A 12936-nucleotide genomic window follows, 5' to 3' on the forward strand; every position below is an offset into this window, starting at 1 on the left:
CGATCCTCTCGGGAAACGCGGCTGCTAGTCTGCCTGCTCGGATAAATCGCGGGCCTGGCCCGTATCGAGGGTGCAATGCTGCAATCTGAGTTCTGGAGGCTGATCCCCGGGGAACAGCGCAGTTTCCTGTCGGGTCGCCCAGGCGCGGTGGATCGCCAGGCGCTGCCGCTGCGCCGGGTGTATGAACGTGAATGCGGGGGGCTGGCTCATGAGTGAGGCAATACCCTGCGCCCTGGCGCTTTCCCCACGGGCCCGGGCATCGATCAAGAACCAGCGGCCGCGCTGCATCTGGCTGACGGGCCTGTCCGGCGCGGGCAAGTCCACCCTGGCCAATGCGCTGGAGGTGGAGCTCAACGCCCGTGGCCTGCACACCTATGTGCTCGATGGTGACAACCTGCGCGGCGGCTTGTGCCGCGACCTGGGCATGTCCGCGGAGGATCGCAGTGAGAACGTCCGGCGCATCGCCGAGGTGGCGCGGCTGATGGTGGATGCGGGGCTGGTGGTGATCGTGTCCGCCATCTCGCCGTTTCGCGCCGACCGCGAGGCGGCACGGCAGATGTTCGCGCCGGGGGAGTTCTTCACGGTCTACGTCAGCACGCCGTTCGACGCCTGTGCCCGGCGCGATCCCAAGGGACTCTACCGGGCGGCGCTGGAAGGGCGCATCCGCAACTTCACCGGCCTGGACAGCCCCTATGAGCCGCCTCTCGAAGCCGATTGGGAGGTGAATACCGAGGCGACCGCGCTACCGTTGGCGGTCCATGAACTGCTCGGGTTCGTGCTGAGCAACTGAGGCTCAGGGCGTGTCGATGGGCTCGGGGATGCTCAGTACGCCGGCATCGGTAAAGCGCCGGGTTCCCCAGAAGCCGCCACCCAGTTTGCCGCGCAAGGCATAGGGAACGTTCTGGATCGGGCCGCCTGCCAGGCTCCAGGCCTGGCGCAGCACCGAGAAAGCGGAAATGCTTACCGGCACTTCGATCAGTGTTTCTCCGAAGCCCTCTACCGTGCCGCCCTGGTTGCTGACGCCACTGGCCAGAGGCAGGTCGTTGAGGTCAAGTTCCAGGGCGATGCCGCTGTAGTGGATTGCGCCTTCATTGGGGTTCTGCACCCGCAGCTTCAGGTTGAAGCGCATTTCCAGGCCTTCGCCCGGGATCGGTTCCATGCCCACCAGGTCCACCTGCAAGGGATCGCGCTGGCCGAAGCCGGCGCATCCGGCCAGGAGCAGCAAGGTAAACAGCAGGGCGACGGCGCGCATGGAGGGATTCCTGCGTAAAGCCTTGCCTTGAGTAAAGAACAGCCCGGCAGCGACGTGCTCCCATTTTCTGTGGACCGAGCTGTGGATATCGTCTGGATGGATTGCGCCAGCGCCCGTGCTACAGGGGGCGCTTCAGGTTACTCGTTTCCTGGGCGAAGGCGGTGCAACCCTGGCGCCCCGGCTGCCTGTTGGCGATACCCACGGATTCTGTGGGGCAAGCTGTGGATAGCTTTGGGGTGGATGGCTGGAGTGGCCGAATGGCGCGACTTCCAGCGCGGTGATCGGATTTTGACCAGGTGCTGCGGCGGCGCGCGGAGCGGGTTGCGATGCCGGGGGAATGCGTGAATGAAATCTCCCCCGCAAGAGATGTTCAGTGCGTCGCGCAACACGGGGAAATGCTCACAAAAACTGTGGGCCGAGCTGTGGATATCTTCGGGATAAATGCCTGGGTTGCCCATGGAGACTGGGGTGGAAGCAGTTGCTCGGTTTTTCGGCGTCAGTCGTACTCGGCGGCTTCGTGGTCGCCCAGCAACCGGCGCTGGCGCGCTGTGCAGGCCGCGAGCACCTGCGGGTTGAAGCGGAAGTCCAGGTAGGGTGAGAACTTCTGCGCCACCATGCGTCGGCCGTAGTGCACCTGCAGCAGGTAGCGGCTGTGGTCGCGGGTGCGATTGCGGCTGCCGGCGTGCCAGAGTTCGCTGCGGAACATCAGCACATCGCCCGCCCGGCACAGCACGGGCTCGGCGGCCTTGCCGTGCCAGTGGGTTTCGCCGGGGCGGGGCTTGCGCCCGGCGCGGTGGCTGCCGGGAATCACCAGGGTAGGGCAGAGGTCGGCGTCGATATCGTCGAGGTAGAGGTGCGCGGTGCAGACCTGCATCGGCAACCTGAAGGCAGGGTCGGCCAGCAGGCTTTCCGGCAACTCCATCACCAGGTGGTCCAAGTGCAGTTCGGCGCCGACGAAGCCCGGATGGCAGCGCCAGGCGGTCTGCCCGATCACATGGCAATCCTCGCCCAGCGCGGCTTCGGCCAGCTCGATCACACCGGGCAGGTCGAGCCAGGGCAGCCATTCCGGCCCCCGGTTGAACACGCATTTGAAGTGATCGTCCACCAGGCCGAGGTAGTCCCAGTGGACGGGCTGGAGCTGGTCCATCAGGTGGCGCAGGGTGGCGATGGCGGTGGCGTCGAGCGCACCGGGGAGAAGGGTGAAGCCCTGCTGGTACAAGGCGGCGAGATGGTCGGCGGTGGACATGGGCATGTCCTCTTGCGCGGCGTGATTTACCTGTAGGGTGCGCCGCGCGCACCACCCGTTCAACGCAGAACAGCGGTGCGTGCAGCCTACCGTCAGCCCTCCAGCAGGTCGGCCAGGCGCAGTCGCAACGGCTCTATCTCGTCGTCCGTGAGACCCAGCAGGAAGTCGTTCCGCAGCACGTCGACCAACTCGGCGGCGTCTTCGATGCTGCGGCTTTCCAGGCGGCCGTCGCGGTGGCGCCTGTTGAAGGCGCCATTGGCCAGGGTCAGGCGCCATTCGCCCTCGCTGCGGGCGGTCATCAGCATCTTGCGGAAGATGCTGTCGGGGTGGGTGGAGGTGTACCAGTTGCGCGGGATGCAATCGACCCAGGCGTTCACCGCGGCGCCGAAGCGGTAGCAGGCGGCCCAGCCCGTCTCGGCGCGGAAGTTTTCCAGTTGAACCTCGCCCGTGCCGTCGTCCTGGGGGCTCAGGCGATAAGGCAGGTCGGCGGGGATCGGCCCTTCGAGGGGGAGGGAGCGCCAGGGCGTGGCGGAGCCGAAGCCGACATCCGCCAAGTGTGGGCCTTCCGGCAGCAGCACGCGCAGCATCAGGTGGGAAAGCATGGTCTGCGGCGCATCCAGCGGGAGGCCCCAGCGCACCCGGCCGCCCAGCAGTTCGACCTGGTAGCCGAGGGCGAGCAGCAGGCGGGCGAAGAGGTTGTTCAACTCGTAGCAGTAGCCGCCCCGGCCACGCTCCACCACCTTGGCGAACACCGCGTCGGCGTCGAGGCGGATGGGGCGGTCGAGGAGCACGTCGACGTTTTCGAAAGACACCCGTTGCTGGTGGGCGGCGATCAGCCGATTCAGGCCGGCGAGGTCGGGATGCTGCGGGGCGGGGGTGTCCAGGTGGCGCAGATAGGCTTCGGTCTGCGACGGGGTCAGCGCGTACATGCGGAGCGGCTCCATGAGGGGGACCCATGGATGCTAGCAGATGCTTCCTGTTGGTCGACGAACGGTAGCCTGGTGTCTTTCTTAATTAACGGTGAATGTAAAAAATAAAAAACTGACGAGTCACAAGCTGACGTTTCAACGCCTTTTAAATCAAGGTGTTGAAGACGTGCTTGCGTCGACCTTGCACAGAATTCCTGTCGATTTTTTTGCTCATCCGCGTCTCAATTGTTTGACATATTTTACGTCTTTGGCAGACTGCGCCTCCATGGTTCCCGCCTGCCTCGCGTTGCACCGGGCCCTTGCGCGTCAATAACAAAAACTCCGTCAGTCGAGGTGTCCGCCCCAAGGCGCCCTGACCCCGACAGGCGTGTCTCTGGAACAAGAACAAATGCTGATCTGGTTTGTTGCGGTATACCTGCTGATCACTGTTGGTGTCGGTTTCTACGCTTCCACCCGTGTGAAAAATTCCAAGGACTTCGCGGCCGGCGGCCGGAGCATGTCTTTCCCCCTGGTCGCGGCGATGGTGTTCGCCACCTGGTTCGGCTCGGAGGCCGTGCTGGGCATTCCCGCGAGCTTCATCGAGGAAGGCTTCGCCGGAATCGTCGAGGACCCCTTCGGCTCCTTCGGTTGCCTGATGCTGGTGGGGCTGGTGTTCGCCCGTCCGCTTTACCGCATGAACCTGCTGACCATCGGCGACTTCTTCAGGAAGCGCTTCGGTCCGAATGTCGAGATGATCACCAGCCTGGTCATCATCGGTTCCTACCTGGGCTGGGTGGCTGCACAGCTCACCGCACTGGGCCTGGTGTTCAACGTGCTGTCCGACGGCTCCATCACCACCACCCAGGGCATGCTGATCGGCACCGGCATCGTGCTGCTCTACACCCTGTTCGGCGGTATGTGGTCCGTGGCCCTGACCGACTTCATGCAGATGATCATCATCGTCGTCGGCCTGGTGTACCTGACCTGGCTGATCGGTGACATGGCCGGTGGCGCCGACGTGGTGATCAGCCATGCCGCCAACGAAGGCAAGTTCGCATTCATGCACGGCTTCGAGCCGCGGGACATCGTCGCCTTCCTCGGTGCCGCGGTGACCATGATGTTCGGTTCCATCCCGCAGCAGGACGTGTACGCCCGCGTGATGTCGGCCAAGACCGAGAACATCGCCGCCCGCGCTTCCATGACCGGCGCCGTGTTCTACCTGTCCTTCTGCATGTTGCCGATCTTCCTGACCTACGCCGCTTCGCTGATCGACCCGGCCATGGTGCAGAAGTGGCTGGCCGAAGACTCGCAGATGATCCTGCCGCACCTGATCCTGGAACGTACCCCGCTGTTCGCGCAGATCATGTTCTTCGGCGCGCTGCTGTCGGCCATCATGTCCACGGCCTCCGGTACCCTGCTGGCACCCTCGGTGACCTTCACCGAGAACGTGCTCAAGCGCTTCATTCCCGACATGAACGACCGTCAGTTCCTGCTGGCCATGCGCCTGAGCGTGATCGCCATGACCATCGCGACCTCGCTGTTCGCCCTGTACTCGGATGCCAGCATCTACGAGATGGTGGGCAACGCCTACAAGGTGACCCTGGTGGCTGCCGTGGTGCCGCTGTTCGCCGGCCTGTTCTGGAAGCGCGCCACCACCCAGGGCGCCCTGCTGGCCATCACCTTCGGCCTGGTTGCCTGGATCTTCCTGGAAGCGACCTATGTCGAAACCGACTTCTGGCCGCCGCAACTGGCCGGCCTGCTGTCCAGTGCCCTGGGCATGATCGTCGGTTCGTTGCTGCCACAGTTCGTGCGCAGCCGTGCCGAGATCATCGGTGCGTCGCCGGCCAACGCCTGATCGACCGAAGCATGAAAGAGCCCCGCCAAGTGCGGGGCTTTTTCATCGGCGCTGGGAGATTCCATGTCAATCAGTCCCGTAGGTTGGTCCGAGGAACGAGGCCCAACACTACCGGGCAAGTCCACTGTGTTGGATTTCGCAGGCTCGCGGAGCGCCGCCCGACCCAACCTGCGAAAGCCTCTGTGGGCGAATTCATTCGCGATTGAAAGCGCCCCCACGGGCTACGGGACTGCCAGCTCAAACTGCCCCAACCCTCTCCCAGAGGGAGAGGGGGCTCTCCATGCGAGGCCTCAGGCCATCAGTTCGACGAAGCCGCGCAGTACGGTCAGGCCGACGAACAGGCTCATGGCGATCTGGCTCTTGCGCGGCACGCTGTCGCACAGGTGCTTGTAGTCGATGGGGGGGATGAAGAGCTTCGGCCAGCAGGCGAAGGTGACGCAGAGGGCGATCAGGGAAAGCGTGGCGAGGCTGGCGGAGAAGTCGAAGGGTTCGCTGGAGAAGATGCAACTGACGGGGATGGCGATGGCCAGGGCGATCCAGCCGCCCGTAATCAGTTTCTCACCCCGGGTACGAGGGGAAGCTTGGGCACTGTCGCTGGCCATCTGCGGGTTCCTTGTCTGACTGCAGGCTGAGACTGCCGCGCATTCTCCACCCGCCTTCGGCAATGGCGCAAGCCAGAGGGGCCCGTCGTTGCATCGGGCCCCGCGGACATCAGAAGTGCACCTTGGCCAGCAGGCTGAAGGTGTTCTGGTCGGTGCCGCCGAGGATCTCGTCTCCGAGGAAGCCGTTGTCGTCGATGGCGTACTTGTTCTTCCAGTAGTCGTACTCGATGCCGACGTAGAAGTGCTTCACCGCGCTCCAGCCCATGGCTTTGCCCAGGTCGTACTTGATCTGCGGGTTGAAGTGCAGGTTGGCGTGCAGGTCGTTGGGACGGTTGGAAGTGGCGTCCTTGTTGTTCCACACCCAGTCCATGAAACCGTCGATCAGGATGTCGGAATTCCCCACGGGAATGGTGTAGGACCACACCGGGGTGACCTGCCACTGGCCAGACGGGTTGTTGGTGATGCCGTCGGGCTTGCGGTAGTAGAAGTTCAGCTGGAAGTAGTCGAAGCCGGGGACATTGAGGTCGAAGCCCGGGCCGAGCAGGTAGTTCTGGTTGCGGTTCTCGCCACGCTCGTAGGTGGCGGCCAGCAGCACGTCGCTGATGGGGCCGAATTCCAGCTGCCGGTCGAACAGCTTGCCGAAGGACAGTCGCGGGGAGATCTCACCGTAGTAGGTGTTCTTGCCCAGGTTCGCGTCTTCCTCGCCGTTGTAGTTGATCTGGTCGACGAAGATGAACAGGTCGCCGAAGGTCCAGCCGCTGGCGTGCTCGAAGGTGAAGGTCTGCTGGGTTTGCGGGTTGATCTGGAAGTTCTGGCCGTACAGGTAGGTCAGGCTGTTGTCCTGCCACAGCAGGGGGCCGTCGGCCAGGGCGTTGCCGGCCGCCAGCAGGCCGCTGGCGAGCATCAGGGAAGAAAGGGGGCGATTCATCGAGGGTTCCAATGGTTTTCGAGCGTATCCATCCAGATGGAAATTTGACTGTTCAGTCATGTCCGCCTGGAGGAAGGAAGAGCAGGGGGCGCGATTATCGGGGGAATTCGCGTTTTTTCAAGCATTGATGCGCATTTTTCGTGCAGTTGCCGATCACCGGGGAGCAGCGCGAACGCATTCGCCGCCGGCGCAGGGGACTCGCAGGGGAGAGCGCCCTTCCAGTCGATGAACTTCGCCGTTTGTCCGGCTCCGAAGGGGGCGAGGTAAGGCGTTGACAGGAGAAAGTGGCAACTCCCGTGCCATCCGGTTCCGCCTGCTCTGCCACGCGGGAAGGGCGAAAAGTCGCGTGTTTTCTGGAACGAATTTGCTCGACGAGCGTTGGGGATTGGCCCCCTGAGTGGGTGGGGGAAATGGGGAATTCCCCGGGAGACCGTTCAGCCGCAGCCGGGCAGCAGGGCTTCGGGCGACGGGGCCTGGGCTATAACTACCGGGAGTCGGCGAGCAGTCGCCGGCCTGGCCGACGACCCCTTTTGACACTCGTCCTGCGAGCGTACCGACGGTCACACATGGGGAGGTCTCGATGAAGATGGCGATGGCTGCCAAGCCCTTCAATCTGTTCCGCTGGTTTTCCCTGGTGAGCCTGGTGATCATCCTTGTGGTGGCCATCCTGCTCGGCTCGGCGGCAACCCGTTTCCTCATGCGCGAGAGCATCGATCGCGATGCCATGCTCAGCGCCCAGTTCATCAAATCCATTGCCGATGTCGAAGTCATCCACGGCAACTTCTCGCCGGGCCTGAGCCTCAGCGAGTTCCTCGACAAGCGCGTCGACGGTGCGCGCCTCGGCGTCTCCCACGAACAACTGGCGAAGTCCCACGAGGAATTCTTCGACCACATCGTGCGCCTGCCCGATGTGCTGCTGGCCAGCGTCTACGCGCCCGACGGCATGGTGATCTGGTCCACCCGCCCGGAACTGGTGGGCCGCCAGGCTTCCAGCGACAGCCGCATCAAGGAGGCCATCCAGTCGCGCAGCACCATCACCGTCGACCGTCGCGGTGGCGAGCGCCCGGTGGAACGCTACTTCCTCCAGGAGCCCGCGGGGCTCTATCTGGAGAGCTTCATTCCGCTGCTGGACAGCCAGGGCGAGGTGCTTTCGGCCATCGAGATCTACAAACAGCCGGTGGACCTGATCGCCCGCATGAATCGCGGCCTCATCCTGCTCTGGACCGCCACCGTGCTGGGTGGCGCGGCCATCTACCTCAGCCTGTTCTGGTTCGTCCGTCACGCCTCGCGCCTGGTGGACGACCAGCAGCGGCAACTGGTGGAAAGCGAAACCCTGGCCCTGCTCGGCGAGATGTCCACCGCCGTCGCCCACAGCCTGCGCAACCCGCTGGCGTCCATTCGTTCCAGTGCCGAACTGGCGATGGAGGTGGACCCAGGGCCACTGCACAAGAACCTCGGCGACATCATCATCCAGGTCGACCGCATGTCGAAGTGGGTGCGCGAGCTGCTGATGTCGGCCCGCCCGCTTTCCGGCGACCAGGAACCGGTGGACCTCACCGCAGCCCTGGAAGAGACCCTGGCCGCCTACGAACCGCAGATCCGCCATGCCGGCATCGAGGTGGACTGGCAGACCCGCCAGGCACCCAAGGTGGTCAGCCACCCGGTGCTGCTGCAGCAGCTGCTGGGCAGCGTGCTGTCCAATGCCATCGAAGCCATGCCACGCGGCGGTCGCCTGGCCATCCGCCTGGAGCCGGATGCGCGCCGCCAACTGCTCACCCTGACCGTCAGCGATACCGGCGCCGGCATGTCGCCGGCCATGCTGGAGATGGCCTTCAAACCCTTCCACACCACCAAGCGCGGCGGCCTGGGCGTTGGCCTGGTGCTGGTGCGCAAGATCGTCGAGCGCTTCGGTGGTGCGGTCAGCATCGACAGCCGGGAAAACGCCGGCACCAACGTGCACCTGACGTTCAGGGCCACGGCAAGGGGATAACAAGACATGGGCAACAGCATTCTGATCGTCGAGGACGACGAAATCCTGGCCGACAACTTCTGCACCTACCTGCAGCGGCGGCAGTTCGATGTCATGGTCTGCAGTTCGGCCGAGCAAGCCCTTTCGATCATCGAGTCGCAGCACCCGGACCTGGTCCTCACCGACTTCTGCCTGCCGGGCATGAGCGGCTGCGACCTGATCAGCCGGGCCCGGGCCATGGACGAGCAGCTCAAGATCATCATGATCACCGGCCACGGCAATGTGCAGGGCGCGGTGGAAGCCATGAAGGCCGGCGCCAGCGACTACCTGACCAAGCCGGTGGCCCTGGCCGAGCTCAAGCTGGTGGTGGACAAGGTGCTGGAGGCGCGGCGCCAGGAGCAGCGGCTGTCGTTCTATCAGCAGCGTGAAGCCCAGGACTCCGGGCTCGACGGGCTGATCGGCGACTCCGAGCCGATGCGCGCCATGAAGGACATGGTGCGCCAGCTGCTGGTGGCCGAAGCGCGCATGGCGGGCGAAGACCTGCCGGTGGTGCTGATCGAAGGCGAGACCGGCACCGGCAAGGAACTGGTGGCCCGCGCCCTGCATTTCGATGGCGCGCGCAGCAAGGGGCCCTTCGTCGAGTTCAACTGTGCGTCCATTCCGTCGCACCTGCTGGAGGCCGAATTGTTCGGCCACGAGAAGGGCGCCTTCACCGATGCCAAGGACCGCCGCGTCGGCCTGGTGGAAGCCGCCGACGGCGGCACCCTGTTCCTCGACGAGGTGGGCGAGATCGACCTGCTGCTCCAGGCCAAGCTGCTCAAGCTGCTGGAGGACCGCACCATCCGCCGCCTGGGATCGGTGCGCGAGCGCAAGGTCAACCTGCGCATCATCAGCGCCACCAACTGCAACCTCGAACAGATGGTGCAGGAGGGCAAGTTCCGCCGCGACCTGTTCTTCCGCCTGCGCATCATCACCATCAAGGTGCCGCCGCTGCGTGCCCGCGGCGATGACATCCTGACCCTGGCCGACCACTTCGTCGCCCAGCACGGCAAGCGCTACGGCAAGCCGGGGCTGCATTTCAGCCCGGAAGCCAAAGCGCTGCTCAGGGGCTACAGCTGGCCGGGCAACGTGCGCGAGCTGCGCAACATGCTGGAGCAGACCGTGCTGCTGGCGCCGGGCACTGTCATCGGCCCCGAGCAACTCACCATCTGCCGGGGCCTGCTGGCGGGCGCGGGCGTCACCCAGGCCGCCGCGCCCCTGCTGAACGGCGACCCGCTGGGGCTGGAAGACGAGAACATGAGCCTGTCCGATGCCGAGCGCGACCTGGTGGTGAAGGTGCTGGGCAAGACCGACTGGAACATCTCGAAATCCGCCCGCATGCTCGGCCTCACCCGCGACATGCTGCGATATCGCATCGACAAGCTGGGCCTGGAGCGCCCAGACCGCCACCAGCACTGAATGCCCCGTTTGCGGGGTATTCCCCGACTAAGGGCGGGGATTTTCGTCTGGTGAAACCTCTACCGCGAACTAGACTCTACGGAGTATCGGCCCCAGAGGGTCGATGCAGCCTTGGCGCGGAACGTGCAAGGACGCGCGCAGCGGTCAGCCTGGCCGTCGTCCGAATTCCTGACAGAGGGCAGCCGCGGTGTCGAAGAAAGTACTGATAGTCGACGATGAAGAAATCCTCGCCGGAAACTTCCAGACCTACCTGGAGATGCTCGGCTGTGAAGTCCGCACCGCGGCCAGTGGCGCCATCGCCCAGCAGGTCGCGCTGGAGTTCAGGCCCGACCTGCTGGTGCTCGACTATCGCTTGCCGGACATGACCGGCTTCGAAGTCTTCGATGCCATTCGTAACCTGCACAGCTGCGAAGCGGTGCTGATGACCGCGCACCCGAGCATCGATGTGTGCAACCGCGCTATCGAGCGCAGCATCGACATCATCCTCCTCAAGCCTTTCCCGCTTCACGAGCTGGGTAACGTGGTGCTCCACGGCCTGCCCGGTGCCGCGATGCGCGAACAGGAGTTATCGAGCGAGCCGCCGGTGCAGGCGGAAAGGCGCCACGGCGGCGAAGTGAGCTTTCCGCTGAAACTCTATGACGGCGCCTGGGTACTCTCCGACCGCCGCCGCCCCACGGCCTTTTCTGAAGAAGCGCTGATGCAGGTCAAGAAGGGCACCTGACCTGGCCCGTGGCCAGGCCTGACACCACAAGCCCCCGAAGGCCTTCACCTTCGGGGGCTTGGTTTGTGGTGGAGACGAGGAGGATCGAACTCCCGACCTCGGCATTGCGAACGCCGCGCTCTCCCGGCTGAGCTACGTCCCCGGTGGGTTCAAGACTAGCCCCGGATTTTCCCGATTGCCTGAGGAACCGGTGCTTTTGCCGGGCCCTGTTGGGCCTCGCTGCGCTCGGACCAACCTACGGGGCCGCTGCGCGGCCCTTGGCTAAGCTCCTCACTGTAGATTTGTGGGTGCGCTGTGCGCACCGGTTCCGAGATTGGCTTCATCCTGCCAGCCCCTCACTGAATGCTCGAAGCCAGCTCGAAGATCGGGATGTACATCAGGATCACGATCACCCCGATGATCAGCCCGATGAAGGTCATCAGCAGCGGCTCGAACAGGCGCACGAACCATTCGATCCAGCGGCTGGTTTCCTCGTCATGGAAGTCCGCGGTGCGCTCCATCATCGCGCCGAGGTTGCCGGACTGTTCGCCCGCCCGGAGCATGCGCAGGGACACCGGCGTCGCCAGCCCATGTTCCTCCAGCGCGCGGGACAGCGCCTGTCCTTCGCGGATGCGCGCGGCGGCCAGGTCCAGGCGTGGGCGCGAGGCGGCGCCGAGCAGGCCGCGGACCATGTCGATGGCGGTGAGGATCGGAATCCCGCCTTGCAGGAGGATGCCCAGCGAGCGATAGAAGCGCGCCAGTTCGTAGATCCGCAGACGCTCGCGGATCGCCGGCAGGCGTTCCACCTGGCGCGCCAGGGCGCGGCGCACGCCTTCCTGGCGCAACAGGGCGACGGTCGCCAGCAATGCCAGGGCCGCGCCACCGAACACCTCGGCCTGGTGTGCGTGCAGGAACAGCCCGCAGTGCAGCAGCACCCGGGACAGCCAGGGCAGGTTCGATCCCAGCCCCTCGAACACCAGGCTGAAACGCGGCACCACATAACCCACCAAAAACAGCAGCACGCCGCAGCCCACCATGAACAGGAGCACCGGGTATACCGAGGCGCTGATGATCTTCTGCCGCACCTCGTCCATCCGCGTCCGGTAGGCCACATAGCGGCCGAGGGCATCGCCCACCGCGCCGGTCTTCTCGCTGGACTGCACCAGGGCCACGTAGAGCGCGGGGAACACCAACGGGTACTGCGCCAGGGCCTGGGACAGCGACTTGCCCTCATAGAGCAGCCGCACCAGGGCGGCCAGCACCTTGCGCGCCAGCGGGTCGGTCTCCTTTTCGGCGAGGCTTTCCAGCGCATCGATCAGCGCCAGTCCCGCATTCAGCAGGGTGGTCAGCTCCTGGCTGAACAGCAGCAGCGGGAACGCCTCGCGGCGCCGCCAGCCCTGCCACGACCAGCCGTGTTCGGCACGCATGGCCAGCACCCGCAGGCCCTGGGCTTCGGCCTGGCGGCGGGCGTCATCCTGGTTCGCCGCGTCCACCACCAGCGCCACCACCCCGGCCTGGGCGCGCACTGCCTTCACCTGGAAGCGCATGACGATCACTGCCAACTGGTGACTTCGGCGTTTTCGCCGTCGCCGCCGGGCTGGCCGTCCTTGCCCAGGGTCAGCAGGTCGAAGTCGCCGTACTCACCGGGGGAGCGATAGACATAGGCTCGTCCCCACGGGTCCTGGGGCACCTCCTTCTGCAGATAGGGGCCGCCCCAGCGGGGCTCGTCGGACGGCGCGGTCACCAGCGCCGACAGGCCCTGCTCGGTGCTGGGGTAGCGGCCCACTTCCAGGCGGTAGATATCCAGGGCCTTCACCAATCCCTCGATCTGCGCGCGAGCCACCTTGGTTTCGGACTTGCCCAGCTGGTTGAAGTATTTCGGCGCGACGATTCCGGCCAGCAGACCGAGCACCACCAGCACAACCAGGAGTTCGAGGAGGGTAAAGCCCTGTTCGGGTCGACGAAACGTCTTCATGGGAGCCTCCACTGCGGGTCACGACAGCGAGGCTATGCAAGAG

At 64.8% G+C, this 12936-nt stretch carries 12 protein-coding genes and 1 tRNA gene; 5 read left to right on the top strand and 8 right to left on the bottom strand.

The annotated features are described in order from the left end of the window. Positions 1-208: 208 nt before the first annotated feature. Positions 209-790, top strand: coding sequence for an adenylyl-sulfate kinase (cysC, locus tag ACFW0B_RS06825; protein WP_449147177.1), 582 nt, complete (start codon positions 209-211; stop codon positions 788-790). Positions 791-793: 3 nt separating this feature from the next. Here cysC and ACFW0B_RS06830 read toward each other — a convergent pair whose 3' ends face one another. From ACFW0B_RS06830 to ACFW0B_RS06840, 3 genes are all read right to left on the bottom strand, one after another. Further along, positions 794-1252, bottom strand: a complete 459-nt coding sequence (locus tag ACFW0B_RS06830; protein ID WP_449147178.1) for an LEA/WHy family protein — start codon at positions 1250-1252, stop codon at positions 794-796. Positions 1253-1748: 496 nt separating this feature from the next. Further along, positions 1749-2498, bottom strand: coding sequence for a phytanoyl-CoA dioxygenase family protein (locus ACFW0B_RS06835; protein WP_449147179.1), 750 nt, complete (start codon positions 2496-2498; stop codon positions 1749-1751). A gap of 92 nt (positions 2499-2590) precedes the next feature. Beyond that, positions 2591-3427, bottom strand: a complete 837-nt coding sequence (locus ACFW0B_RS06840) for an arylamine N-acetyltransferase family protein (RefSeq protein ID WP_449147180.1) — start codon at positions 3425-3427, stop codon at positions 2591-2593. 388 nt (positions 3428-3815) lie between these two features. On the opposite strand from ACFW0B_RS06840, the gene ACFW0B_RS06845 reads away from it, so the two are divergent. Beyond that, entirely contained in the window at positions 3816-5261 is a 1446-nt protein-coding gene (locus ACFW0B_RS06845; RefSeq protein ID WP_449147181.1) for a high affinity choline transporter 1, read from the top strand. Between the two features lie 290 nt (positions 5262-5551). Here ACFW0B_RS06845 and ACFW0B_RS06850 read toward each other — a convergent pair whose 3' ends face one another. Beyond that, complete coding sequence (locus ACFW0B_RS06850) at positions 5552-5863, bottom strand: hypothetical protein (RefSeq protein WP_449147182.1); 312 nt, start codon at positions 5861-5863, stop codon at positions 5552-5554. 109 nt (positions 5864-5972) lie between these two features. Continuing rightward, positions 5973-6791, bottom strand: coding sequence for an outer membrane protein OmpK (locus ACFW0B_RS06855; protein ID WP_449147183.1), 819 nt, complete (start codon positions 6789-6791; stop codon positions 5973-5975). Between the two features lie 580 nt (positions 6792-7371). Between ACFW0B_RS06855 and ACFW0B_RS06860 the strand changes: the two genes are divergently transcribed. The 3 genes from ACFW0B_RS06860 (at position 7372) to ACFW0B_RS06870 (ending at position 10939) form a co-directional block, all read left to right on the top strand. Further along, positions 7372-8781: a sensor histidine kinase gene (locus tag ACFW0B_RS06860; RefSeq protein WP_449147184.1), complete on the top strand. Its 1410-nt coding sequence runs from the start codon at positions 7372-7374 to the stop codon at positions 8779-8781. A 6-nt stretch (positions 8782-8787) separates the two neighbouring features. Further along, positions 8788-10218, top strand: coding sequence for a sigma-54-dependent transcriptional regulator (locus tag ACFW0B_RS06865; protein WP_449147185.1), 1431 nt, complete (start codon positions 8788-8790; stop codon positions 10216-10218). 187 nt (positions 10219-10405) lie between these two features. Beyond that, entirely contained in the window at positions 10406-10939 is a 534-nt protein-coding gene (locus tag ACFW0B_RS06870) for a response regulator (RefSeq protein WP_449147186.1), read from the top strand. A gap of 66 nt (positions 10940-11005) precedes the next feature. Here ACFW0B_RS06870 and ACFW0B_RS06875 read toward each other — a convergent pair. From ACFW0B_RS06875 to gspG, 3 genes are all read right to left on the bottom strand, one after another. Next, positions 11006-11081: transfer RNA gene (locus tag ACFW0B_RS06875), tRNA-Ala, on the bottom strand. Between the two features lie 193 nt (positions 11082-11274). Beyond that, entirely contained in the window at positions 11275-12465 is a 1191-nt protein-coding gene (locus ACFW0B_RS06880) for a type II secretion system F family protein (RefSeq protein WP_449147223.1), read from the bottom strand. A 5-nt stretch (positions 12466-12470) separates the two neighbouring features. Then, positions 12471-12893 carry a type II secretion system major pseudopilin GspG gene (gspG, locus tag ACFW0B_RS06885; RefSeq protein ID WP_449147187.1) on the bottom strand — a complete coding sequence of 141 codons (423 nt, stop codon included), beginning with the start codon at positions 12891-12893 and terminating at the stop codon, positions 12471-12473. Positions 12894-12936 lie beyond the last annotated feature (43 nt).

It is taken from the genome of Metapseudomonas phytobenefica, assembly GCF_043392685.1.
Classification (GTDB): domain Bacteria; phylum Pseudomonadota; class Gammaproteobacteria; order Pseudomonadales; family Pseudomonadaceae; genus Metapseudomonas.